The sequence below is a fragment of the Roseovarius sp. B08 genome (genome assembly GCF_051417955.1).
Classification (GTDB): domain Bacteria; phylum Pseudomonadota; class Alphaproteobacteria; order Rhodobacterales; family Rhodobacteraceae; genus Roseovarius.
In genome coordinates this window covers 1,699,011-1,724,132 of record NZ_JBPRLW010000001.1, presented here as the reverse complement: position 1 = coordinate 1,724,132, position 25,122 = coordinate 1,699,011, and the positions used below count along the sequence as shown (strand labels likewise).

22 protein-coding genes and 1 pseudogene are annotated in these 25,122 nt (G+C 64.4%); 9 read left to right on the top strand and 14 right to left on the bottom strand.

The window, feature by feature from the left end:
* Positions 1-69: 69 nt before the first annotated feature.
* Positions 70-1,626 carry an ABC transporter substrate-binding protein gene (locus tag ACSQ76_RS08755; protein WP_437156275.1) on the bottom strand — a complete coding sequence of 519 codons (1,557 nt, stop codon included), beginning with the start codon at positions 1,624-1,626 and terminating at the stop codon, positions 70-72.
* Between the two features lie 317 nt (positions 1,627-1,943).
* Here ACSQ76_RS08755 and betI point away from each other — a divergent pair, with 317 nt between their 5' ends.
* The 5 genes from betI (at position 1,944) to ACSQ76_RS08730 (ending at position 6,792) form a co-directional block, all read left to right on the top strand.
* Entirely contained in the window at positions 1,944-2,519 is a 576-nt protein-coding gene (gene betI, locus ACSQ76_RS08750; protein WP_437158179.1) for a transcriptional regulator BetI, read from the top strand.
* Positions 2,516-4,030: a choline-sulfatase gene (gene betC / locus ACSQ76_RS08745; RefSeq protein WP_437156274.1), complete on the top strand. Its 1,515-nt coding sequence runs from the start codon at positions 2,516-2,518 to the stop codon at positions 4,028-4,030. The genes betI and betC overlap by 4 nt, the downstream gene beginning before the upstream one ends.
* Positions 4,031-4,678 (top strand): glutathione S-transferase family protein, encoded by a 648-nt coding sequence (locus tag ACSQ76_RS08740; protein WP_437156273.1) that lies wholly within the window; start codon positions 4,031-4,033, stop codon positions 4,676-4,678.
* 132 nt (positions 4,679-4,810) lie between these two features.
* The gene (gene betA / locus ACSQ76_RS08735) at positions 4,811-6,466 is read left to right on the top strand and encodes a choline dehydrogenase (RefSeq protein WP_437156272.1); all 1,656 of its coding nucleotides are present in this window, start codon (positions 4,811-4,813) and stop codon (positions 6,464-6,466) included.
* Between the two features lie 89 nt (positions 6,467-6,555).
* Entirely contained in the window at positions 6,556-6,792 is a 237-nt protein-coding gene (locus ACSQ76_RS08730; protein ID WP_437156271.1) for a YdcH family protein, read from the top strand.
* 147 nt (positions 6,793-6,939) lie between these two features.
* On the opposite strand, the pseudogene ACSQ76_RS08725 reads toward ACSQ76_RS08730, so the two are convergent.
* The 5 genes and pseudogenes from ACSQ76_RS08725 to ACSQ76_RS08705 form a co-directional block, all read right to left on the bottom strand.
* A pseudogene (locus ACSQ76_RS08725) lies at positions 6,940-7,799 on the bottom strand (DMT family transporter).
* Between the two features lie 203 nt (positions 7,800-8,002).
* The gene (locus tag ACSQ76_RS08720; protein WP_437156270.1) at positions 8,003-9,232 is read right to left on the bottom strand and encodes an acyl-CoA dehydrogenase family protein; all 1,230 of its coding nucleotides are present in this window, start codon (positions 9,230-9,232) and stop codon (positions 8,003-8,005) included.
* Between the two features lie 205 nt (positions 9,233-9,437).
* Positions 9,438-9,887: a CAP domain-containing protein gene (locus tag ACSQ76_RS08715; RefSeq protein WP_437156269.1), complete on the bottom strand. Its 450-nt coding sequence runs from the start codon at positions 9,885-9,887 to the stop codon at positions 9,438-9,440.
* A 41-nt stretch (positions 9,888-9,928) separates the two neighbouring features.
* A complete protein-coding gene (gene hisN, locus ACSQ76_RS08710; protein ID WP_437156268.1) occupies positions 9,929-10,729 on the bottom strand; it encodes a histidinol-phosphatase in 801 nt (266 codons plus the stop codon).
* 53 nt (positions 10,730-10,782) lie between these two features.
* The gene (locus ACSQ76_RS08705) at positions 10,783-11,154 is read right to left on the bottom strand and encodes a helix-turn-helix domain-containing protein (RefSeq protein ID WP_306129651.1); all 372 of its coding nucleotides are present in this window, start codon (positions 11,152-11,154) and stop codon (positions 10,783-10,785) included.
* Between the two features lie 305 nt (positions 11,155-11,459).
* Here ACSQ76_RS08705 and ACSQ76_RS08700 point away from each other — a divergent pair, with 305 nt between their 5' ends.
* On the top strand, positions 11,460-12,422 hold the full coding sequence (locus ACSQ76_RS08700) for an NADPH:quinone oxidoreductase family protein (protein ID WP_437156267.1): 963 nt from the start codon (positions 11,460-11,462) through the stop codon (positions 12,420-12,422).
* Positions 12,423-12,432: 10 nt separating this feature from the next.
* Here ACSQ76_RS08700 and ACSQ76_RS08695 read toward each other — a convergent pair whose 3' ends face one another.
* Positions 12,433-13,305, bottom strand: coding sequence for a LysR family transcriptional regulator (locus ACSQ76_RS08695; RefSeq protein WP_306129653.1), 873 nt, complete (start codon positions 13,303-13,305; stop codon positions 12,433-12,435).
* Positions 13,306-13,430: 125 nt separating this feature from the next.
* Between ACSQ76_RS08695 and ACSQ76_RS08690 the strand changes: the two genes are divergently transcribed.
* Together ACSQ76_RS08690 and ACSQ76_RS08685 are read left to right on the top strand one after the other, a co-directional pair.
* Complete coding sequence (locus tag ACSQ76_RS08690) at positions 13,431-13,628, top strand: DUF1127 domain-containing protein (protein WP_306129654.1); 198 nt, start codon at positions 13,431-13,433, stop codon at positions 13,626-13,628.
* A 124-nt stretch (positions 13,629-13,752) separates the two neighbouring features.
* Positions 13,753-14,472, top strand: a complete 720-nt coding sequence (locus ACSQ76_RS08685) for a Bax inhibitor-1/YccA family protein (protein WP_437156266.1) — start codon at positions 13,753-13,755, stop codon at positions 14,470-14,472.
* Between the two features lie 235 nt (positions 14,473-14,707).
* Here the strand turns inward: ACSQ76_RS08685 and rpmG are convergent, their stop codons facing one another.
* From rpmG to ACSQ76_RS08650, 7 genes are all read right to left on the bottom strand, one after another.
* Positions 14,708-14,875, bottom strand: coding sequence for a 50S ribosomal protein L33 (rpmG, locus tag ACSQ76_RS08680; protein ID WP_050927593.1), 168 nt, complete (start codon positions 14,873-14,875; stop codon positions 14,708-14,710).
* A gap of 102 nt (positions 14,876-14,977) precedes the next feature.
* Positions 14,978-15,586, bottom strand: a complete 609-nt coding sequence (locus ACSQ76_RS08675) for a cell wall hydrolase (protein ID WP_306129656.1) — start codon at positions 15,584-15,586, stop codon at positions 14,978-14,980.
* A gap of 169 nt (positions 15,587-15,755) precedes the next feature.
* A complete protein-coding gene (locus tag ACSQ76_RS08670; RefSeq protein WP_437156265.1) occupies positions 15,756-18,296 on the bottom strand; it encodes a putative PEP-binding protein in 2,541 nt (846 codons plus the stop codon).
* 86 nt (positions 18,297-18,382) lie between these two features.
* The gene (gene glyS / locus ACSQ76_RS08665; protein WP_437156264.1) at positions 18,383-20,659 is read right to left on the bottom strand and encodes a glycine--tRNA ligase subunit beta; all 2,277 of its coding nucleotides are present in this window, start codon (positions 20,657-20,659) and stop codon (positions 18,383-18,385) included.
* 78 nt (positions 20,660-20,737) lie between these two features.
* Positions 20,738-21,610: a DUF1206 domain-containing protein gene (locus tag ACSQ76_RS08660; RefSeq protein ID WP_437156263.1), complete on the bottom strand. Its 873-nt coding sequence runs from the start codon at positions 21,608-21,610 to the stop codon at positions 20,738-20,740.
* A 74-nt stretch (positions 21,611-21,684) separates the two neighbouring features.
* Positions 21,685-22,215, bottom strand: a complete 531-nt coding sequence (locus ACSQ76_RS08655; protein WP_437156262.1) for a DUF6446 family protein — start codon at positions 22,213-22,215, stop codon at positions 21,685-21,687.
* 22 nt (positions 22,216-22,237) lie between these two features.
* Entirely contained in the window at positions 22,238-23,167 is a 930-nt protein-coding gene (locus ACSQ76_RS08650) for a glycine--tRNA ligase subunit alpha (RefSeq protein WP_437156261.1), read from the bottom strand.
* A 164-nt stretch (positions 23,168-23,331) separates the two neighbouring features.
* Here ACSQ76_RS08650 and ACSQ76_RS08645 point away from each other — a divergent pair, with 164 nt between their 5' ends.
* Complete coding sequence (locus tag ACSQ76_RS08645) at positions 23,332-25,104, top strand: serine protease (RefSeq protein ID WP_437156260.1); 1,773 nt, start codon at positions 23,332-23,334, stop codon at positions 25,102-25,104.
* The last annotated feature ends 18 nt before the right edge of the window (positions 25,105-25,122 follow it).

Genomic DNA, 25,122 nt, shown 5'->3' with positions numbered 1-25,122 from the left:
GCCCCCTGCACAAAAGAAAAACCCCGGCCGAAACCGGGGTCCTCCGTTTCAAACGCAAGGGCCGGGCTATCAGGCCATCCACCAGCGCTCCATCCAGCGCTCGCCGTCCATGTCCCAGTTCGACGCCATCTCGCCATGCGCGACGTTTTCGCTCAGCGCAAAGACATAGTTGGCGAACATCGGGATCACGACACCGCCCTGGTTCGCCACCAAATCCTGCATCTCGAAATACATCTCCCGGCGCTTGTCCTCGTCCAGCTCCGCGCGGGCCTTGACCAGCAACTCCTCGAACCGGTCATTGCACCAGAAGCTGTCGTTCCACGCCGCCCCGCACTTGTAGGCGGTCGCGAACATCTGGTCCTCGACCGGACGACCGCCCCAGTAGACGGCGGAGAAAGGCTTCTTCATCCACACGTCCGACCAGTAGCCGTCCTTGGGCTCGCGCACCACGTTGATGTTGATGCCCGCTTCCTTGGCCGACGCCTGGAAGAGGATCGCCGCGTCCACGGCCCCGCTGAACGCCGCGTCCGACGACGACAGGTTGATGTCGATGCTGTCCATCCCCGCTTCCTTGAGGAAGAACTTCGCCTTGTCGGGGTCATAGGTCTTCTGCTCCAGCTCGGAGTTGTAGAACCGCTGCCCCTGCCCGATCGGATGGTCGTTCCCGACCGAGCCATAGCCGAACAGGATCTTCTCCACCAGTTCCTCGCGGTTGATCCCCCATTTCAGGGCCTGCCGGATGTTGTTGTCCGTATAAGGATCGGTGTTGGTCGACATCGCAAAGGTATAGTGCTGCGTGCCGGCGACCGACTCGATGCTCACGCTCGGATTGCGGCCCAGCAGGCCCGCGGCCTTCAGATCGACCCGGTCGATCGCCTGCACGTCGCCCGACACCAGTGCAGTCGTCCGCGCGTTCTGGTCCACGACCGCCAGCATCTCGATCGTGTCGAACCATGCCACGTCGTCGCGCCAGTGGTTGGGGTTGCGCTCGAACTGGCTGCTGACGCCGGCGTTGAAGTTCTTCAGGATGTAGCTGCCGCAGCCATTGCCCGACTGCCAGTCGATGCCGTCCTCCGACGCCGGGCAGATCACCAGGTGGTAATCCGACAGGATGAACGGAAAGTCGGCGTTGCCGCCATCCAGGGTGAACACGACCGTGTCGTCACCCTCGGTCGCGATGTCGGTGATCGGCGCCACGATCGGCCCCGCGGCCGAGGTCGAATCCTCGCCCCGGTGATGGTTGATCGAGGCCACCACGTCGTCCACGGTCAGCGACTTGCCGTCATGGAACGTCACGCCCTGGCGGATCTTGAACCGCCATTCGCTGGCGTCCTCGGACGCTTCCCAGCTTTCGGCCAGTTCCGGCACCAGCGACCCGTCGGCGGCCACTTCGGTCAGACGACCGTGGACGCCAAAGGACAGCGCGATCATGTAGCCGTTCTCCCACTGGCCCGGGTCCAGCGTGTCCGTCGTCTGGCCGTGGCCCTTGGCCACGCGCAGGTCGCCCCCGCGCTTCGGCGTGCTCTGGGCGAAGGCGCCCATCGGCAGGGCCGCCGCGGCACCCGCCGCAACGGTGGTTTTCAGAAATCCGCGACGGTCCAGAAGTCCGCCCTTGATCAATGACATGTCATGTTCTCCCTTGTTGACACTATCCTGTAATACGTTCTGCGCATGACGCGCATATGTCCCTGAGGATCCGATGCGTATCGGCGCACGCAACTCCCCTGCGCCGCGCCGCGCGTCGTTCCGGATCGCCCGAAAACGACATTGCATCAATCTTAGACGCCACGTGCGACCACGTGCAACGCGAAAGGTCCGGACCTTTTCTTCTCATTCCCCGTCTCCTGTCGATGCAGACAATACGTTTCTTGATTGACGAGTCAATTAAAACTCAATACCCGTTCCCGCCACCACCTGCGGAGGACCAATTGCCCAAGATCGGAATGGAACCGATTCGCCGCTCGGCCCTGGTCGAGGCCACGATCGTCGAGATCGGCGCCCGCGGCTCGCTCGACGTCACGGTCAGCCAGATCGCGCGGCGCGCCGGCATGTCCTCGGCGCTCGCGCATCACTATTTCGGCTCCAAGGAACAGATCTTCGCCGCCGCCATGCGCCACATCCTCACCCTCTACGGGGCCGAGGTGCGCGGCGCGCTCATCATGGCCAAAACGCCCCGCCAGCGGCTCGAGGCCATCGTCCGCGCCAGCTTCGCGCCCGGCCAGTTCCGCGACGAGATGATCGCCGCCTGGCTCAACTTCTACGTTCAGGCCCAGAAATCCGACGAGGCGCGGCGCCTTCTGCATGTCTACCAGCGCCGCCTGCGCTCCAACCTCCATCACGCCTTCCGACAGCTTGCCCCGGCGGACGAGGCCCGCACCCTCACACGTGGGCTGGCCGCGATGATCGACGGTCTTTATATCCGGCAGGCGCTGCACAGCGCACCGCTTTCGGGCGAGAACGCCATCGGTGTGCTGTTGCACTACATCGACACCTCACTTGCCAAAGGCGCCCCCGAATGACACGTCCCAACATCCTCATCTTCATGGTCGACCAGCTGAACGGCACGTTCTTCCCGGACGGCCCCGCCGACTGGCTGCACGCGCCGAACCTCAAGGCGCTGGCCGAGCGGTCCACGCGCTTCAAGAACGCCTACACCGCCTCGCCGCTCTGCGCGCCCGGCCGCGCCAGCTACATGTCCGGCCTCCTGCCCTCGCGCTCGCGCGTCTACGACAACGCCGCCGAGTTCGCGGCCGACATTCCGACCTATGCCCACCACCTGCGCCGCGCCGGCTACCAGACCTGCCTCTCGGGCAAGATGCATTTCGTCGGCCCCGACCAGCTTCACGGCTTCGAGGAACGCCTCACGACCGACATCTACCCCGCCGATTTCGGCTGGACGCCCGATTACCGCAAACCGGGCGAACGCATCGACTGGTGGTACCACAACATGGGCTCGGTCACCGGCTCCGGCGTGGCCGAGATCTCCAACCAGATGGAATACGACGACGAGGTCGCCTACCACGCCACCCGCAAGGTCTACGACTACGGGCGCGGCCATGACGCCCGCCCCTGGTGCCTCACCGTCAGCTTCACCCACCCGCACGATCCTTACGTCGCGCGCCGCAAATACTGGGACCTTTATGAGGGTTGCGAACACCTGCTGCCCGAAGTGCCCGCGATGGATTACGACGACCACGACCCCCACTCGCAGCGCATTTTCGATGCCAACGACTGGCGCAGCTTCACCATCACCGACGAGGACATAAGCCGCTCCCGCCGCGCCTATTTCGCCAACATCTCCTATCTCGACGACAAGATCGGCGAAGTGATGGAGGCCCTGCGCGGCACGCGCCAGGAAGACGACACCATCATCCTCTTCGTCTCCGACCATGGCGACATGCTGGGCGAGCGTGGCCTGTGGTTCAAGATGTCCTTCTTCGAGGGCTCGTCGCGCGTGCCCCTGATGATCTCCGCCCCCGCGATGAAACCCGGCCTCGTCACCGAGCCGGTCAGCAATATCGACGTCTGCCCCACGCTCTGCGATCTTGCCGGCGTCGACATGTCCGAGGTCATGCCCTGGGTCGCCGGCGAAAGCCTTGTGCCCTCCGGCCAGGGCGCGGCCCGCAAAAGCCCCGTCGCAATGGAATACGCCGCCGAGGCCTCCTACTCCCCGCTCGTCTGCCTGCGCCACGAGCACTGGAAATATACCAACTGCGCCCTCGACCCCGAACAGCTCTTCGACCTCGACGCCGACCCCCATGAGCTCACCAACCTGGCCGAGGATCCCGCGCACAAATCCAACCTCGAACGCTTCCGCGTCGAGGCCGCCGCCCGCTGGGATCTCGAGGCCTTCGACGCCCAGGTCCGTGAAAGCCAGGCCCGCCGCTGGGTCGTCTACGAGGCCCTGCGCCAGGGCGGCTACTACCCGTGGGATTACCAGCCCCTGCAACTGGCCTCGGAACGCTACATGCGCAACCACATGGACCTCAACGTGGTCGAGGAGAAACAGCGCTACCCGAGGGGGGAATAGATGCTCACCGTCTATGGCCGCGCCACCTCCTCCAACGTGCAACTCGTCATGTGGACCCTCGCCGAGCTTGGCCTCGACTGCGAGCGGCTCGATTACGGCCACGTCCACGGCGGCCTCGACACGCCCGAATTCGGCGCCATGAACCCGCACCGCAAGGTCCCCGTCCTGCGCGACGGCGACCTCACCGTCTGGGAAAGCACCGCCATCCTGCGCTACCTCGCGTCCCGCTACGGCGGCGGCGGTGCTTTCTGGCCCGCCGACCCCGCCGCCCGCGCGCCCGTCGACATGTGGGCCGAATGGGCCAAGACCACGCTGGCGGCGGGCTTCACCCATCCCATCTTCTGGCCCCGCGTCCGTACACCCGCGAACCAGCGCGACGAGGCGGCCCTCGCCGCCGCCATCACCGCCTTCGATGGCCACCTCGCTCTGCTCGCGGAGCAACTCGCCGACCGCGATTACATCTGCGGCGATCGCCTCACTGCCGCCGACATCGTCGCGGGCCACCTGCTCTACCGCTGGTTCACCATCGACGTCCCCCGCGCGTCCAACCCGACGGTCGAGGCCTATTACGAACGCCTCAGCCGGCGCCCCGCCTACCGAACCCACATCATGGTTCCCTACGACGCCCTGCGCGTGGAAGGCGCCTGATGCCTCTTCCTCTGGCCATAAATATCCCGGGGAGGAGCGGCGAACCAAAGGTTCGACGCGGGGGGCAGCGCCCCCTCCATCCCGCAGCGGGCAGCGCCCCCTCTCCCGCACCCCAAGCTTCGGAGGTCCCTGATGCAAGCCGATTACGTCATCGTCGGTGCCGGCAGCGCCGGCTGCGCCATGGCCTACCGCCTCTCCGAGGCCGGCCATTCCGTGCTCGTCATCGAACATGGCGGCACCGATGCCGGCCCCTTCATCCAGATGCCCGGCGCGCTCAGCTACCCGATGAACATGAAAATGTACGACTGGGGCTACCGCACCGAGCCCGAGCCGCATCTGGGGGGCCGCCGCCTCGCCGCCCCGCGCGGCAAGGTCATCGGCGGCTCGTCCTCGATCAACGGGATGGTCTACGTGCGCGGGCACGCCCGTGACTTCGACCATTGGCGCGACGAGGGCGCCGCCGGCTGGGGCTATGCCGACGTGCTGCCCTACTACAAGCGCCTGGAAAACTGGACCGATGCCGGCCATGGCGGCGACCCCGACTGGCGCGGGCACGATGGCCCCCTGCACGTCACCCGCGGCCAGATGGCCAACCCCCTCACCCGCGCCTTCATCGAGGCCGGGCGGCAAGCGGGCTACCCCGTCACGCCCGACTACAACGGTGAACAGCAGGAAGGATTCGCGCCCTTCGAGATGACCGTCCACCGCGGCCAGCGCTGGTCGGCGGCAAACGCCTATCTCAAGCCCGCCCTCAAGACCGGCAATTGCGACGTCGTCCGCGGCCTCGCGTCCCGCGTGGTCTTCGAGGACGGCCGCGCCACAGGTGTCGAGCTCACCCGCAAGGGCCGGCAGGAGATCATCCGCGCGAATGCCGAGGTGATCCTTTCGGCGTCGGCCTTCAACTCGCCCAAGCTGCTGATGCTGTCGGGCATCGGCCCAGCCGCCCACCTGGCCGAGCACGGCATCGACGTCATCGCCGATCGCCCCGGCGTCGGCGCCAACCTGCAAGACCATCTCGAGGTCTACGTCCAGATGGCCGCCTCCCAGCCGGTCAGCCTCTACAAGTACTGGAACCTGCCCGGCAAGGCGCTCGTCGGCCTCACCTGGCTGTTGGGCCGCACCGGCCCCGGCGCCTCGAACCAGTTCGAATCCTGTGGCTTCATCCGCTCGGCGGCGGGCATCGACTATCCCGACCTGCAATTCCACTTCCTGCCCATCGCCGTGCGCTACGACGGACAGGCGGCGGCCGAGGGCCACGGCTATCAGGCCCATGTCGGCCCCATGCGCAGCGAAAGCCGCGGCACCGTGACCCTCAACTCCGCCGATCCCGCCGCGCCGCCCAGGATCTTCTTCAACTACATGAGCTGCGACAGCGACTGGCGCGATTTCCGCCGCGCCATCCGCCTCACGCGCGAGGTGTTCGCCCAGGACGCCTTCGCCCCCTTCTCCAAGCACGAGATCCAGCCCGGCGCGGATGTCCAGTCCGACGACCAGATCGACGGCTTCATCCGCGAACATGCCGAAAGCGCCTATCACCCCTGCGGCACCTGCCGCATGGGCCGCGCCGACGACCCGCGCAGCGTCGTCGATCCCGAGGGCCGCGTCATTGGCGTCACGGGCCTGCGCGTCGCCGACAGCTCGGTCTTCCCGCGCATTCCCAATGGCAACCTCAACGCGCCGTCGATCATGGTGGGCGAGAAGATGGCCGATCACGTCCTCGACCGCTCTCTTCCGGCGGATAACGCCCAGGCCTGGATCCATCCCGACTGGCAGACCGCACAGCGCTGATCGTGACTTTCGTTTGATCCGCATCAAGGTGCGCGCCCCGGCGCGCGCCTAAGCTCTGCGTCGACACACGAACACCAAGGAGGACCCCAATGTCACACACCCCGCACGAGCTGCACCAAGAATTCCCCGACATGGCCGACCGCATCACCGCGCTGAAAACCTCGGACGCGCATTTCGCCCGGCTGATGGACGACTACCACGCGGTCAACCGGCAGGTTCACGCGGCGGAAACCAATGTGACCCCGGTCTCGCCCGCCGCCGAGACGGATATGCGCAAAAAGCGCGCCCGGCTGAAGGACGAGCTCTACGCCATGCTCACCGCCTGACACACAATTGTTGATCGCGTCTTGCCGCGCCTTACCGGTGCGGTAAGGCCGCCCCCGGCGACCCGTCGCACCGTCGCCTTACGCCCCGGATACCGACGCGATACCGACGTTGCATTCTGGCGGCTGGCAAGCCGCTAACGAATCGTCTCAGAACTTGGTCTGATGCGGCGCCGGCGTCACTCCCCGGCGCTTCAGCACCGCCTCGCGCCAGCTGATGAAACTGACCGATCCCACGATCACCAGTCCGCCCAGAATCACCCACGGATCAAAGGGTTCCGCAAAAAGGTCACGCCCAGCAGCACCGCCCAGACCAGTTGCAGGAAGGTCACCGGCTGGGTCACCGCCAGCGGCGCCGCCCGAAAGGCCAGCGTCATGGTGTAATGCCCGCCCGTGGCAAAGGCCGCCACCCCCATCAGGATCGTCAGCTCCCAGAAGGTCGGCGTCACCCAGTTGCTCAGCGCCACGGGTGCCAGCCCGATCGTCACCGTGATCGACAACATCGCCACGACCAACCCCGGACTGCACTTGTCCGACAACAGCTTGGCCAACAGGTAGGACCCGCCAAAGGCGACCGCCGTGAACAGCATGGCGAAATGCCCTGGGCCAAGGTCGCGAAACCCCGGTCGCAGAATGATCACCGCCCCGATCAGCGCCACCACGATGGCCAGAACCCGCCGAAGCGCCAGCCTTTCGCCCAGGAAAAGCGCCGCGCCCAGCGTCACGTAGATCGGCGACAGATAGTTCATTGCCGTCACGTCCGCCAGCGGGATCCGCGCCATGGCAAAGAACCACAAGCCCACCCCGGCCGAATGCGCGATGCCGCGCAAAGCAAAAAGACCCCACGTCCTGCGATCCAGCCGCAGCCGGCTCAGCGTCCCCAGCATCGGAATCAGAAAGATCAGCCCCAGCACGTAGCGCAGGAACGCCGCCTCCGTGGCGGGAATCCGCGTCCCCAGAAGCTTCACCATGGCGGTCACGCCGACGAACAGAATGCCGGTGACGACCATCCAGAAAACACCCCAGCCGGGCCGCGCATTCAACTCGGAACTCATGGCCGCATAAAGCCTTCGCCCCGCCGGGATGTCGAGCGCAAAAGCACGGGTTTTTCAGAGCTTGTTAACCACCGCCTGCGAGGATTACGCCAAGGCACGCCTTGTCGCGGTGGCAAAATTTTTTCGAAAAATTTTGCGCCCGGCGGCGCGGCAGGCGCTCAGATCTTCTCCTGCGTATATTTGCGCAGTTCCGCCCGCGCCACCTGCCGCCGATGCACCGCGTCCGGCCCGTCCGCCAGCCGCAGGGTGCGCAAATGCGTCCACATCGCCGCCAGCGGCGTGTCCTGGCTGATGCCCTGCGCACCGAACATCTGCACGGCCTCGTCCATGACCTTCAGCGCCACCTTGGGCGCCACCACCTTGATCTGGCTGATCCAGGGCGCCGCGGCCCGCACATCGCCCTGGTCCATCATCCACGCGGCCTTCAGGCACAACAGCCGCGCCTGTTCGATCTCCATCCGGGCCTCGGCGATGTAGTCGAAATTCGCTCCCAGCTGCGCCAGCGGCTTGCCAAAGGCTTCACGCTGCAACGCCCGGCGGCACATCAGTTCCAGCGCCGCCTCGGCCTGCCCGATCGCGCGCATGCAATGATGGATCCGCCCCGGCCCCAGCCGGTTCTGCGCGATCTCGAACCCGCGCCCTTCGCCCAGCAGCATGTTTTCCGCCGGCACGCGCACATCGGCAAAGCGAAAATGCATGTGCCCATGCGGCGCGTCATCCGCGCCATAAACCTTCATTGGCCTAAGCTTTTCAATGCCTTGGCTGTCGGCCGGCACCACGATCATCGAATGCCGCCGGTGCTTGGGCGCGTCGTCACCGCCGGTCTTGACCATCACGATATAAACCGCACAGCGCGGGTCGCCCGCCCCCGTGGCCCACCATTTCTCACCGTTCAGAACATACGCGTCCCCGTCCCGCTCACAGCGCAGCGAGATGTTCGTCGCGTCCGAACTTGCCACATCGGGCTCCGTCATCAGGTAGGCCGAACGGATCTCCCCCTCCAGCAGCGGCTCCAGCCACCGCGCCTTCATCTCCGGGGTGCCGTATTTCTGGAACACTTCCATGTTCCCGGTATCCGGCGCATTGCAGTTGAAGACCTCTGCCGCCATGGGCGTCTTGCCGATCTCCTCAGCGAAATAAGCGTACTCGACGGTGCTCAGCCCCGCCCCACCGTCGCCGTCGGTCAGCCAGAAGTTCCACAGCCCCGCCGCCTTGGCCTGCGCCTTCAACCCCTCCAGGATCTCGGCCTGCCGCTCGGTATAGGTCCAGCGATCCCCCTTCTCGATCTCCTCGTGATAGGGGGCCTCCATTGGCATGATCTCGTCGCGCACCATGGTCCGCACCCGCTCCAGCAGGTCGGCAATATGCGGTCGCATCTCGAAGTTCATCGTGGTCCCTCCCCGGTGGTGGCGCCATTGCGCTGGCGGTGTGATGCCACGCGACCCCGGCCTCGTCCAGACTCGTCCGCCATATGCGCATGAAACCGGCACGTTCCCTGTGTATGTCCAGCCAGGCTGACCGACCGCCCGCCTTGGTTTGGGTGTGTCTCAGAGTGCTTGTGAGGCTCCGGCGCCACCCGGCTCGGAAGCCGCGCTAGCACCCGTCGCGGCCCAGCACCATCACCCAGATCCGCCCCGGCGCCTCGACCAATGCGACGCTTTCGGCCTCGGGCGCCAGCATGTTCTCGCGATGACCGGGCGAGTCGGCCCAGCCGGTCAGGACAGCGTCCAGTCCCCGCTGACCCTCGGCAATATTTTCCGCAATGAAACAAAACCCATAGCCGACTCGGCGGGCGCGGTCCGCGACGCTGCTCCCGTCCGAGCCGGTATGGCTGAAATAGTCCTTGCGCGCCATGTCTTTCGCATGCGCCGCCGCAACCCGCGTCAGCGTGCTGGAGACATTCAACGGCGCGCGGCCCTCCTCGGCGCGGAAGTCGTTGATCCAGTCCAGAGCGTCCCGGCCACGGTCGGTCACGTCCTGCCCTGCCGCCGCCTGGGCGACCAGGGAGACAAGACTTGCCAAAAGTATCGCACGCAATCGCATGGCGCGATCCTAGCGCCGTGTTCCGTTCCGCGCCAGAGCCATCAGACAGATCGGGCGAGGATCTCCAGTGCCGCCTCGTGCTGTTGTCGTCCCGCCGCGGCCACGACGCGCCCGCCGTCATGCGCCGGGTCGCCAGCCCAGTCGGTGACGAACCCGCCCGCGGCCTCGATCACGGCGATGGGGGCCTGGATGTCATAGGCGTTCAGACCCGCCTCGATCACCAGGTCCACCTGGCCGCTGGCCACCAGCGCATAGGCATAGCAATCCAGCCCGTAGCGCGTCAGCCTCACCTGGTTCGAGACCGCGCGAAAGGCCGCGCCCTCGGCCTCGGTCCCCACTTCGGGAAAGGTGGTCAAGAGCGTGGCGTCGGCCAGTGCCCGGTTGCCCCGCGTCTTCAGCAGGCGCTCGCCTCGCGGCCCGGTCATGAATGCGCGGCCGAAACCGCCTTCGAACCGCTCGCCTATATAGGGCTGGTCAATCAGGCCGTAGATCGGGCCGGTCTCATCCGACACTGCAATCAGCACGCCCCAGGTCGGCGCCCCCGCCACGAAAGCGCGGGTACCATCGATCGGGTCCAGCACCCAGGTCAGACCGCTGCTGCCCGGTTGCGTGCCGAACTCCTCGCCCAGAATGCCGTCGTCCGGCCTCAGGTCGGCAAGCACGCCGCGCATCGCCTGCTCAGCCGCCTTGTCGGCAAGCGTGACCGGGTCGTACGCATCCTGGGAACACGCCTTGTTCTCGACCCCGATCCTGTCGCCACGAAACAACGGCAGGATCGCACGCCCCGCGGCGTCGGCCAGCGCGTGCGCGGTGTTAACGATGTCTGAACTTCTGAACGCCATCCTGCCCTCGCCGCGTGATTACACGGCATGGATAGACGGCTTGTCAGATCGGCTCAAGCGACGTCGCTCAGAACCCTGGCAAGGTCGAACAGGCGGCGGCGCTGATTTTCCGGAATGGCGTAGTAGGAGCGGATCAGGTCCAGCGCTTCCTTGTCGCCCAAAAGGTCAGCCGGTATCATGTCGCCGACTTCCTTGTCGCCATTCTCGTGATCAAGACCTTCGAAGAAAAAGCTGACCTCCACGTCCAGAGCATCAGCGATATCCCAAAGCCGCGATGCGCTGACGCGGTTGGCGCCAGTTTCATATTTCTGAATTTGCTGAAATTTGATGCCCACGCTTTGAGCCAATTGCTGTTGCGTCATACCGACGAGCCAGCGGCGGTGGCGAATACGTTTCCCGACATGCACGTCTACGGGGTGCGGCATGGGTAATCCTTTCCTCATATGCCCTGCCGGACGTCAACAACAATATCTCCGACAGGCGTTCCATAAAATTCGGCCGCGCATCCCAGCGACACTGGGCAGAAAGTAAGCGGAGCGAGTATGCATAGCAAGAAGTATTGCACCCCGAATAAGGGATCGGTCCCTTATACCTACAATCTAAGCGAGCAGATACTTCTTTCGTATAGTATGCGCACAACCACAAGGGGCAATTTGACTTCTTTTCGGCTTATCGTTTATTCGGTCGAAGTGCCGGGCACGCCCCGGTTTTTTGTCCGGGGAGACTTGCCATGCGCGCGTTCAGGATCGATTCGCACGATACAACCGCAACCCTGCAAGACATCACGCGCCCGGTTCCCGGCGCGGGCGAAATCGCCATCCGGATCAGCGCCTGCGGCCTGAACTTCGCTGACCTTCTGATGCTCAAGGGCGAGTATCAGGACACGCCCCCTACGCCGTTCACCCTCGGAATGGAGGTGGCCGGCACGGTCGAAGCGCTCGGCGACGGGGTCGAGGGGCCGGCGGTCGGCAGTCGCGTCGCGGTTTTCGGCGGCCAGGGCGGGCTGGCCGAACACGGGTGTTTTCCCGCCGACCGCGCCGTGGCCCTGCCCGACGCGATGAGCTTTACAGATGCCGCTGCATTCCAGATCGCCTACGGGACCAGCCATGTCGCGCTGGACCACAAGGCGCGGCTGCAACCGGGCGAAACCCTGTTGGTGCTGGGGGCGGCCGGCGGCGTCGGTCTCACGGCGGTGGAAATCGGCAAGCTGATGGGCGCGACCGTAATTGCCTGCGCCCGCGGGGCCGACAAGCTCGAGGTCGCACGACAGGCCGGCGCCGACCATGTCATCGACGCCCAGACCGAAGATATCCGGGAGGCCTGCCGTGCCCTTGGCGGGGTCGATGTCGTCTACGATCCGGTCGGCGGGGATCAGTTCAAGGCCGCGATGCGGGCCTGCCGCCCGGAAGCGCGCCTTCTGGCCATCGGCTTTGCCAGCGGCGACGTGCCAAAGATCCCCGCCAACCACCTTCTGGTCAAGAATATCTCGGTACTGGGCCTGTATTGGGGCGGGTATCTCGGGTTCCGGCCCCAGGTCGTGACAGACAGCCTGGCGCGCCTGTTCGACTGGTACAGCGAAGGCCGGCTGAAGCCTCATATCAGCCACGTCTTGCCCCTGAAGGACGCTCAGAAAGGTCTGGACCTGATGCGCACGCGCAAATCCACCGGAAAGGTCGTCGTCACGATGGAATAGGCCGCCGGGGTCACGCCTGCCGCAGAAGCGTCGGCGCGGTCGCCCGGAACCCCTGCCGTACAAGGTCGGCCAGTTGCCGCGTGATCTCATCGCGATTGGTCGCACCGTACATGTTGATCTGCTGAAACCCGAGATCCGGCAACGCCCCTTGCGCGTTGATCGCTTCCTGGTGTGGCGGAATGCTGGTCTCCAGCAGGGCCCCAACGGCAAGGTCCGCGCTGATCAGCGCCTCGACCGAGCGGTCCTCGTCCGACTCGATGGCCAGTTCCCAGTCGATGCCCGCCGCGTCGAGACTGCGCAGCACCGTGGCCCGGAAGATGCAGACGTTGCAGAAACCCAAGCGCAAGGGGCGTTTCCGCCACGCCTGCCCGCCCACGGCCCCGACCCATTTGAGCGGCATCGTCGTCAGCGTCTCGCCCCCCGGGGTCAGCGCCTTCTCGGTCGTCAGGATCAGGTCGACCTCGCCCTTCTTCAGGGCCTCGTGCAATCTCATCGTGCTGGAGGACTTGAGTGCCACGTTCACCCGCGGGAATATGCTGTTGAACGTCTTCAGGACACGGGGCACCACCGGATAGACGATGTCGTGCGGAACACCCAGCGTCAGTTGGCCTTCATAGATCTCGTCCGACAGGCGTCCCACCGCCTCGTCGTTCAGGTCGACGATCCGCCGCGCATAGGTCAACAGCTGCTCGCCCGAGGCGGTCAATGCAATCCGCCGGTTGCTACGGTCAAGCAGGTCTATGCCCAGCATCTCTTCGAGCCGCTTGAGCTGCATTGACACCGCGGACTGCGTCAGGTTCAGCACCTGTGCGGCCCGCGTCACGCCGCCTTGCTCGGCCACTTCGAGAAAAGAGCGCAAGGTTGTCACGTCCAGATTTCTCATACATCACATTCCCTGATGAAACACCGATCAAACATTCATTTTTCAAATAATACCAGAAATGCCATTTATATCAACAGAATTCATGCCGCGTCATGTTTCATCACGAAAACTGAAAGGATATCGTCATGCCCACCCTCTCGCACCGCCGCCATGGTCCATTTCGCGCCAGCCCCCGTCCCAGTCTGCTCGACGCGCTGGAACTTTACCGCCAACGCCGCGCACTGGCCCGGCTCGACGATCATGCGCTGGACGACATAGGTCTGACCCGAGCAGAGGCAGACGCCGAGGCGCGCCGGCCAATTTGGGACATCTTTCGCCGCTGAAGCCTGAACCGACTGTTTCCGCGCGACTTTCGTCCGGATTTGCTTGAAAAGTGGCTGCTGGCAACCGATATTCCATGCAAACCCCTCTACGGGTTTCAATAGGGACACTTACTCGGAGGCTTTAATGGCTCAATTCGAAACGATCCGGACGGCAACAGGTGCGCGTACCGCCGCGATCGACGAAGGCTTGCGCGCCCACATGAACAAGGTCTACGGCACCATGTCGATCGGCATGTTGCTGACCTTTGCGGCCGCCTGGGCCGTGGGCAACAACGCCGCGATGATGGAAACGCTGTTCACCGGCATCACCCGCTGGATCGTGATGTTCGCGCCGCTGATCATGGTCTTTGCCTTCGGCGCAGTGATCAACAAGCTGTCGGCGGCCGCTGCCCAACTGTTCTTCTACGCCTTCTCGGTCGTGATGGGCGTGTCGATCTCGTACATCTTCGTGGTCTTCACGGATTTCTCGATCGCGCAGGTCTTCCTGGCCACATCCGCCGCCTTCGCAGGTTTGTCGCTGTGGGGCTACACAACCAAGAAGGACATCTCCGGCTGGGGCAGCTTCCTGATCATGGGTGTGATCGGCCTGATCGTGGCGTCGATCGTCAACATCTTCATCGGGTCGAGCGAACTCATGTTCGCGATTTCGGCCATCGGCGTGCTGATCTTCGCGGGTCTGACCGCCTATGACACGCAATCGATCAAGAACGAGTATCTCGCGCACGCCCACCATGGCGACAGCGAATGGCTGGGCAAGGCCGCCATCATGGGCGCCCTGCGGCTGTACCTGGACTTCATCAACATGTTCATGATGTTGCTGAACCTGCTGGGTCAACGCGAATAACGACAGCGCACCAGGCTGAAACGAACAATGGGGCCGGTCATCAGACCGGCCCTTTTTCGTGGTCGCTGGCTTCCAGATCACCCGTCCCGGGCCTGACCCGGGACCTCCCGCCGCAATAGCCCCCGGATCAGGTCCGGGGCGGTCGCCACGTCTCGGCGCGCACCATTTGAAAGCCCCCCAAAGCAAAAGGCCGCACCCATCGGTACGGCCCTTGAAAACGCTCGGAGGGAAGATCCTACTTGATCTTGCCTTCCTTGTACTCGACATGCTTGCGCGCGACGGGGTCGTATTTGCGCACCGACATCTTCTCGGTCATGGTGCGGGCATTCTTCTTCGTCACATAAAAATGGCCCGTGCCGGCGGTCGAGTTCAGGCGGATCTTGATAGTGGTCGGCTTCGCCATGGGTATCTCTCCTGCGGCGAGGTGTCAGCCACCCCGCGAAATTCGTCATGAAGCCCGCCTTTTAAACGCGCGGGCCTGCATGTCAACCGGATTCTCCGCGCCTCAGTTCGAGCTGATGCGCGTCGGCATGCGGTAGAAATGATGCACCCCGATCGTCGTGGTCCGGGCGAAGGTGCGCGACCATTTCGGACGCACCGCCTTGGTGTGGTAATGCGTCGCCCCATCGGTCAACTGGCGCTTGGCGCCCTTCACCATAAGGGAGGCCACCTTACCCGCCCGCTCGAAGGCGCGCTTCTCGTTGATCCGGTCGCTGTGTCCGTCACAGGTGTAGGTGAACTGGCATTGATACTTGCGCCCGGTGCCCTGATGCACGACACCACAGATCGTATCGGGAAAGCGGGCGCTGTCGACGCGGTTCATGATGACCTCCGCCACCGCGAACTGGCCCTTGACGCTCTCACCGCGGGCCTCGTGATACAGCGCCTCGGCCAGGCAACGCCACTGCTTGCCGCCCGCTTGGGCCGACTGCGCGGCCAGCCAGGTCCGTGAATAGGTCACGTCCACGCCGGGACGTTCCATGTAACGCGCCACCATGTCCTCGGGGATCGAGCTCAGCACGCGGTTCTCGTGCGCATAAAGACGGTTGATGTCCTGTTCCGCCACGGCAGCGGTCGCAAACACCATCGAAAAGACTGTTGCGAGGATCTTCAAGGCTCGCCTCCTTCAATTTATGACCCTACGGGCCCGTCAAGTCGCAAGCGCCTAAAGCAATAAGTCAAATTCGTCCAGACCGGGCCGGCTCAAGGCAGCTATGCGTCAGGGGGTACGGAAGGAAACCGGCAGGGATCTGCCGCAGATGTGGCGACGATCCGCCCGGGGTCTACCCGATCTTGTCCTTCACGGCCAATTGTGCGGCAGCTAGTCGCGCCACCGGAACCCGGAACGGCGAACAGGAGACATAGTCGAATCCCGCCGTCCGGCAGAAGGCAATCGATTCGGGGTTGCCGCCGTGTTCTCCGCAGATCGACAGGGTCAGATCGGGTGCCACCTCGCGCCCCCGACGTGCTCCGATTTCCAGCAGTTCGCCCACCCCGTCCACGTCCAGCACGTGAAACGGGTCCTCGGGATAGACGCCCTGTTGCACGTAGTGCGACATGAACCGGCCCGCATCGTCGCGGCTGAGACCATAGGTCATCTGCGTCAGGTCGTTGGTGCCGAAGCTGAGGAAGGCCACATGCGGCGCGATTTCCGCGGCTCTCAGCGCGGCGCGCGGGGTTTCCACCATGACACCCAGGCGATAGGTGAAATTGCGGCCGGTCTCGCGGCGCACCGCGTCGGCGACATTGTCGACATTCTGCCGGACCAGTTCGACCTCGCGCATGGCCGACACCAGCGGGATCATGATCTCGGGCACGACCGGGTCGCCTTCCTTGCTGGCCGCGACCGTCGCCTCGAAGATGGCCCGCGCCTGCATTTCGTATATTTCCGGCACGGCGATGCCCAGCCGGACACCGCGCATCCCCAGCATGGGGTTGTACTCCCCCATCGACTCGACCCGCTCGGTCACGTCCGCCACGGGCAGGTCCAGCGCGTCCGCCAGTTCGCGAATCCCCTCGCGGTCCGCGGGCAGGTATTCGTGCAGCGGCGGGTCGAACAGGCGAATGCACACCGGCATTCCCGACATGATGCGGAAAAGATCGATGAAGTCCGCGCGCTGCATAGGCAGCAGCACCTCCAGCGCCGAGGCGCGGTCCTCGCTGGTATCGGCAAAGATCATCTCGCGCATCGCCACCAGGCGGCTGGGTTCCACGAACATGTGCTCGGTCCGGCACAGCCCGATGCCCTGCGCCTTGAAGGTCAGGGCCAGTTCGGCGTCGGCCTGGGTGTCGGCATTGGCCCGCACCTCTATATCGCGCACCTCGTCGGCCCAGCTCATCAGCGTCTTGAAGGTCTCGTCCCGCGCCGCTTCCAGCAGGCGCGGCTCGCCGGCCAGGACCTCTCCGCTGGTGCCGTCAATGGTGATCCGGTCTCCGGATTGCAGGCTGCGCCCGTCGGGAAAGACCAGCCGCTTTCGCTTGATCTGAAAGGTGATGGCCGAGGCGCCGACAACGCAGGGCTTGCCGATGCCGCGCCCGATCACGGCGGCATGGCTGGTGATCCCGCCGCGCTCGGTCAGCACGCCCGCGGCGGCATGCATCCCGCGGATGTCCTCGGGGCTGGTCTCCCGCCGCACAAGGATCGCCGCCTCGCCGCGCGAGTCGGCTGCCTGCGCCTCCTCGGCGCTGAACACGATCTTGCCGGTCGCGGCACCGGGGCTGGCGGCGATTCCCTTGGCCAGAACGTCGCGCCGCACGTCCGGGTCGATCTGGCGGTGCAACAATTCGTTCAGCGCCCGCGGCTCGATCCGCATCAGCGCTTCCTCGCGCGTGATGATACCGTCCTCGGCCAGCGACACCGCGATGGCAACCGCCGCGCGGGCGTTGCGCGCCACGCGCACGCCGTCCAGCAGGTAGACCTCACCGTTCTCGATAGTGAACTCGGCCTGCATCTCTTCGCACAGCTTCTCGCGCATCAATTTGGTGCATTGCTTCAGCCGCGCAAAGGCCTCGGGCGCCAGTTCTTCGAGCGAGGGGCCGCGCGGATCCTTCTGCAGGTAGAGCGCCTCTTTGGTCGCCTTCAGCGCCTCGCGGCCCTGGCTCTGGCTGAGATAGCGTCCGGTGCAGCGCCGGTCGCCCGTCGTGCTGTCCACCAACTGCATCACGCCCGACCCGCACTCGCCCTCGCCCAGCCCCAGCGCCATTTCCTGTACGACAAGGCCAAGGCCCGCATCGGCCGGCGCTCCCTTGGCCTGCCGCAACAGCCGCGCCGTGGTGCCCTGCCACGCCCGCGCCATCGAACGCAGCACACCCAGCAACTGCACCTTGGCATCCTGCGGAAACTCTTCCTCGACTTCGTCCTCGTAGGCGGCAAGCGCCTGTCCGACCGCCTTGACAGGATCGTCGTCAAGCGTGTCGAACATGTCCGGATCGGCCCGCGCGACATGCACGGCGTAGGCCTGCACGAAGCGCAGGTAAAGCGTGGCCGCCGCCGGCTTGCCGATAAGATCCGACAGGTCGACATAGCGCGCGTCGTTCATTCCGATGTTCAGGACAGCCCCCGGTCCGCCCCAATCGGGGTCTTCGGACGAGGGCCGCACGCACAGCAACGCCATGTCGCCGAACGGGTCCAGCAACGCGGCCATGTCCGGCACTTCGCCGTCCGCGATGCATCTCACCGCGTCGAAAGACAGCGCAACCGTGCGCGGAACCGGCAGCTCCAGCCGCACGAGCCGTTGCAGACACTTGGCCCGTCCGCCATGCGTCGGAATCGCGATCGGCGCGTCTGGAGTGATCGGCGTGATATGTTCAGGGCCCTGCTGCACTGCGGCATTTCCTTTTCTGGCCCGCAGAATACGCAAGCCGAATTATTAGGCAAGTCCTGTCGGAAGGCCCGCAGCGGTTTGCCCCGTTACCCTTCCAGCCGCCGCAGATCCGCGGCCTGAAGGCAGATCTGGCGGATGGAATGCAGCATGTTCAGACGGTTGCGCCGGAGGATTTCATTGTCGGAATTGATCTGCACCGCCTCGAAGAACGCGTCGATCGGCCCGCGCAAGGCGGCCATCGCGGCCATGGCGCGGGCGAAATCCTCGTCCTTCTCGGCTGCGGCGATGGTATTCTCCGCGTCCTGCAAGGCCGCAAACAGCGCCTTTTCGGTGTCGTCCTCGGCGAACTTCGGATCCGCGCCAAAGGAATACTCGACCCCGTCCTTCTCCTCCGCCTGCGTCAGGATGTTGTTCGCCCGCTTGAAGCCCTGCACCAGGTTCTCGCCATCCTCGGTCTGCAGCACATCCTGCAAGGCCCGCGCCCGCTTCACCAGAAGCGCCAGATCGTCATTGCCCTCCATCGCGATGCAGGCGTCGATCACGTCATGGCGGATGCCCTGATCGCGCAGGTAGACCTTCAGGCGATCGTGGAAGAAGGAAAGGAGGTCGTGGGCCGTTCTTTCACCAGGCAATCCAATTTCATTCCAATCGACGTTTTTGAAAAGTTCTTCCATGCGCGCTTTCCACTCGTCAGGGTGAGTGTTTGGCGAAATAATTTTTCCTGATTCAGACTGGACCTCACGAACCTGATCAGGCGAAACGCCAAGATACGCCGCGACTTCACGCTCATAAGTCAGGTTCTCTGAAATGATCTCGTCGTGTTCACGTCGCTCAAGCTCAGATATCGCATTCTGCGTATATTCGAGCATCGAAATGTTCAGTTTGTTGCCGAGCACCAACCGGATCACCCCCAACGCCGCCCGCCGCAGCGCAAACGGGTCCTTCGAACCCGTCGGCTTCTCATCAATCGCCCAAAAACCTGCGAGCGTATCCAGCTTGTCCGCCAACGCCACCGCAACCGAAACGGCGCGCGACGGCACTACATCAGACGGCCCAAGCGGCGCGTAATGCTCTTCGCAGGCCGCCGCAACATCCTCGGGCAACCCGGCCTCGGCGGCATAGTAGCGCCCCATGATCCCCTGCAACTCGGGGAATTCATAGACCATCTCGGAACTCAGATCGGCCTTCGCCACCTTCGCCGCCTGTTCCGCCAGATCAGGGTCGGCCCCCACCACCGGCGCGATTTCCCGTGCCAAGGCCGCGATGCGGGCGATCCGCTCGGCCTGGCTGCCCAGCTTGTTATGGAAGGTCACATTCTCCAGGCTTTCCAGCCACGGCCCCATGCCCTCTTGGGCGATACGCAGATCGTTCTCCCAGAAGAAATTGGCATCCGCCAGCCGCGCGGCGAGAACCTTCTGATTGCCGGCAAGGATGGTCGCGCCGTCATCGGCCGTCTCGCGGTTCGCCACTGTCACGAACTGCTCGATCCGGCCCGTCTTCGGGTTGCGCACCGAAAAGAACTTCTGGTGCTCTTTCATCGACGATTGCAACACCTCCGGCGGCAGGTCCAAGAATTCGGCCCCGATCTCGCCCATCAGCGGCACGGGCCATTCCACAAGCCCCGCGACCTCCTGCAACAGCCCCTTGTCCTCGACCACCTCAAGACCACGGGCAAAGGCCAGGTTCGTGGCCTCCTGCCAGATGTGGCCCGACCGTTCCTCGGGGTTCAACACCACACGGGCGCGCTTCAGCTTCGCCGCGTAATCCTCGAAGGACGTGACGGAAAACCGCCCCGGCGCCATGAACCTGTGCCCTTCGGTGCTGTCACCCGCCTTGATGCCATCCACGTCCAGCGGCACGACCTGCACCTCGCCCGCGTCGTCCGTCAGAATGCACAAGATGGAATGCAAGGGCCGCACCCAGCGCAGGCTGCCCGCGCCCCAGCGCATCGACTTGGGCCAAGGGAAATTGCGGATCGTGTCGTCCAGAACTTCGGCCACGATCTCCGCCGCGGGGCGACCGGGCTTGGTGACGGTGGCAAAATAGACCTTGCCCTTCTTCTCGTCGCGCACCTCGAGGTCGTCGCGCGTCACACCGGCACCCCGCAGAAACCCCTCGATCGCATTCTCGGGCGCATCCACGCGCGGCCCCTTGCGTTCCTCGCGCAGCGTCGGGCTCTCAGACAGCAACCCTTCCAGTGCCAGCGTCAGCCGCCGCGGCGTGGCAAAGGCCGCAGCCCCGGCATAGGTCAGGCCCGCTTCGACCAGCCCGTCGGTCACCCGCTTTTTCAGGTCGTCACAGGCCCGCGCCTGCATCCGGGCCGGGATTTCCTCGGAGAAAAGTTCGATCAGAAGGTCGGGCATGATGTCACCGGAACGTCTTGGGTCAACGTCCCGGTGCTTAACGGGCCTGCCACGGCGCGGCAAGCCGATAGACGGCAATTAGCCGGCAGTGGCAGCCCGCGCCTTGGACTCGGCCTTCGCCTTGGCGGCCTGCGCCATGCTTTGAATGTCACTGCTATCGTCCACGCCCGGCACGATCCGATAGCGCGCCTCGACGAAGTTCTCGACACCAAAGCCGATGATGCCCAGCGCGATCACGCCGAGCAGGATCCGCCCACCGGTCAGACCGCGGATATAGTCTAGCGCTCCGCCAAGGCCCATCGCCGAGGACGGGTCGGAATTTATCGCGGCAAAGCCCAGGAATACGCCCACGATGGCCAGCACGATGCCGTAGCTGACAAATCCCCAGCGCAACAGCGGCTCAAGCTTTTGCGTCTTCTCGTTGTTCTGGATGTACCGCTTGTACTTCTTCTTCCAGCCCTTGATGACATAGTGAATCCCCGCGCCAAGAATACCGAGCGCGGCAATCCCGACGATCCACTTGCCACCAGGCATCTGCAGAACCTTCGCAGTCCAGTCCGAAGCACCGTTACCGCCCGAACTGCCACCGACGCCCATCGCAACCGTGGCCATCCCGACGCCAAGGCCCACGTGGATCAGCCCGGTCACGACCAGCGCAAGCCTTTGAAATACGCCTTTTTCCTCGTCACCTCGGTTTTCAAGGTCGAAGTAGGCCGCGATGAAACGCCAGATGCCGTAACAGATGAAGCCCAAGGCCACGAGCCACAACAGAACCTGACCGAACGGCGCATCGCGCAGGGTCTGTAACGCACCCTCGGTGCCCTCCGTATTGCCGCCCCACAAGGCGGCGGACATCGTCAGCCCACCGAGAATGAGGTAGACCAGCCCCCTTGCAGAATAGCCCGCCCGCATCATCGGAATGACCCAGTCGGGTGCTCTCTGATCGGCCATAACGCGTCCTCCGCTGCAATGAAGCATTGATAGGGAAGCGTGCGAAGCGGCCTCAGAGTTCCTTGCTTTATTGCTTAATTTTCGGCTGCGCCCTCGCGCGGCGGGCATTCCTCGCCCACCACGGTGCCGTCATAGGCCTCGTCGCCGCACTCGTTCAGCTCGTGCCAGGCATAGCCGCGACCGTCGTCGGTGACGACCACGACGCGGTCAATTCCATAACCGATATTCTTTTCACCCAGGAACGCCAGCGCAGTGCCCGCCTCCAGTTCGTCGGCAATCGCCTCGGCATCGAAACAATCAAACCAGCCCGGCGCCGTCAGAGGTTCTGCGTCCTCGTACATCTCGTAGGTCTCGGTCAGCATGGCCTGGCTCATCTCGGTCGTGAAACAGGCGCGATAGCGGATCGGGCTGCTGGCCGCGTCGATGGCCTGGAAATCCTCGTAAAGCACCGCCTCGGGCGCGTTTGTGGCAAGGTTCACCATCCGTACGTCATCGGTGCCTGTCGCCTCGACCGGCTCGTAGAAATGGTAAACCTGAAGGTAATACATGGCCGCCCCGGCCAAGAGTGCAATCATGACGATCCCGATCCCGATGACCTTGCCCATCACCCCTGCCCCGCGTCCGGCCTCATGCCGCGTAGCCGCCATCGGCAGTCAGCACATAGGCATCGGCGCATTTCTTGGCCAGCGCCCGGACACGCCCGATATAGGCCTGCCGCTCGGTCACGCTGATCACGCCGCGGGCGTCCAGCAGGTTGAAGATGTGGCTGGCCTTGATGCACTGGTCATAGGCGGGCAGCGCCATGACGATCCGGCGGCCGGTCTTGGGGTCCTCGTCCGGTTGACTGAGTATCCGGTCGCATTCGGCCTCGGCCTCGGCAAAATGGCGCAGCAACACATCGGTGTCCGCCACGTCGAAATTCCACCGTGCGAACTGCGCCTCGGCCTCCAGGAACACATCGCCATAGCTTAGCGCGATGGGCGCATCGGGGTCGTTGAAGGGCATGTCCATCACGTGATCCACGCCCAGCACGTACATCGCCAACCGTTCCAGCCCGTAGGTCAGCTCGCCCGAGACCGGGTGGCAGTCATGCCCGCCCACCTGCTGGAAATAGGTGAACTGACTCACCTCCATTCCGTCGCACCACACTTCCCAGCCAAGGCCCCAGGCACCCAGGGTCGGGCTTTCCCAATCATCCTCGACAAAGCGGATGTCGTGCGTCTCCATGTCGATGCCGATGGCCTCCAGGCTGCCCAGATACAGCGCCTGCAGATCCGGCGGGCTGGGTTTGATCAGCACCTGGTACTGGTAATAGTGCTGCAATCGGTTCGGGCTTTCGCCATAGCGCCCGTCCGTCGGCCGGCGCGACGGCTGCACATAGGCCGCGGCCCAGGGACGCACGCCCAGCGACCGCAGCGTCGTGGCCGGGTGGAACGTGCCAGCGCCTACTTCCATGTCGTATGGCTGCATCACGGCGCAGCCCTTCGCGGCCCAGTAGGCCTGCAAACGCAGGATGATTTCCTGGAATGACCGCGGTTTGCCGCTGCTGTCGATCATGGATTTCCCTCCGGGTCGCCCCTCGTGATCCTCGACCCTTCCCTACGGCGCTCTTACCCAGGGGTCAATTGTCCTGAAACGCCATATTTAGGATGCACCCGCCCGCAGATTTGCTAAAAAGCGGGGAAGAGCAGAAACAACATCAATCTCGGCAAGGGACGTACATGTCGCGCATCTTTCTCACCCTCGCATTTCTGGCCGTCACCCTTGTGGCGCCGATTGCCGCAAAGGCTCAGGTCTTCATCCAGATCGAGGCGCAACCCAGCCTCGCTCAGGCCGAGGCCAGTTTGCGCCGGTATTCGGGCCGGATGCAGGACGTGAACGGATTTGCCCTGGGCGGCGGCTGGTACGGGATCGCGCTCGGCCCATACAGCGAAGAGGATGCCAACACGATCCTGCGCAACCTGCGGTCGTCCCGTCTGATTCCGCGCGACAGCTACATTGCCGAGGCGTCCGAATATGATCGTCAGTTCTGGCCGGTGGGCGCCAACGTCCTGAACCGCCCGACGCAGGAGGTGACCGACAGCACCGCCACCGACAGCGCGACCCAAGGTGCAGAGCAGCAAACCACCACCGTCGAAACGCTGCCCCAGCCTGACCCGGAGCCGCAGCCATCGGACGAGACGGTGCGTGAGGCCCGGGCAAGCGAGGCGGGTCTGACCCGCGTGGAACGCGAGGCTCTCCAGGAGGCGCTGAAATGGGCCGGCTTCTACGGCGGCAAGATCGACGCCGCGTTCGGGCAGGGCACGCGCGGCTCGATGGCCCGCTGGCAGGAAGCGAACAATTTCGAGGCCACGGGCGTTCTGACCACCCGTCAGCGCGCCGAACTCTTCCGGCAATACAACGCGGTCCTCGAAGGTCTGGACCTACGCGTCGTCCGCGACACAGGCGCAGGCATCTCGATGAAACTGCCGACCGGGGTCGTGGAATTCTCGAAATACGAGCCCCCGTTCGCCCATTACGACGCCACGGGCGACATCGACGCTAAGGTTCTGCTGATCAGCCAGGCCGGCGATCGCGCCACCCTCGCGGGCCTTTACGACATCATGCAGACGCTGGAGATCGTGCCGCAGGACGGACCGCGCAACCTCGACGGCGATTCCTTCACCCTGATCGGTGAGAACGCCTATACGATTTCGCATACCCAGGCATGGCTGCGCGACGGTCACATCAAGGGATTCACCGTGGTCTGGCCCGCCGGCGACGAAGAGCGCCGCACCCGGATGCTTGGCGAGATGCAAGAGAGCTTCTCGCGGCTCGACATGGTGCTCGACCCGGCGGCCGGCGCCAACGAAGTGCAAAGCATCGACCTCGTCGCAGGGCTGGAAGTCCGCAAGCCCAAGATTTCGCGTTCGGGGTTCTACGTCGACCGATCCGGAACGGTCGTCACCACGACCGAAGTGGTCGCATCCTGTGGGCGCATCACCCTTGACGAAACCATCGAGGCCGAAGTCCAGACCGTCAACGACGAGACCGGCATCGCGGTTCTGCGCCCGCGCACGCCGCTGGCGCCGCTGGGCGTGGCGGCCTTCCAGCAGAACATTCCCCGCCTTCAGTCGGACGTGGCTGTCGCGGGCTATTCCTATGGCGGCGTCCTTGGCGCGCCCTCGGTCACTTTCGGCCAGCTGGCCGATGTCCGCGGCCTGAACGGCGAACAGGAGATGAAGCGGCTTGCCCTGAATGCACTGGAAGGGGATGCCGGCGGGCCGGTCGTGGATGCGGGCGGCGCCGTGGTCGGGATGCTTCTGCCGGCCCGCGATGGCAGCCGTCAACTGCCCGACGGCGTCAGCTTTGCCGCCAATGCCGAGACGATCCGCCGGGTTCTGGAACAGGCCGGCGTCACGCCATCCGCAACCAATGGCAACGGCCAGATGCCGCCCGAAAGCCTGTCGGAACGCGCCTCGGGCATGACCGTTCTGGTCAGCTGCTGGGAGTAGTCGCGGCAATACCGCTAA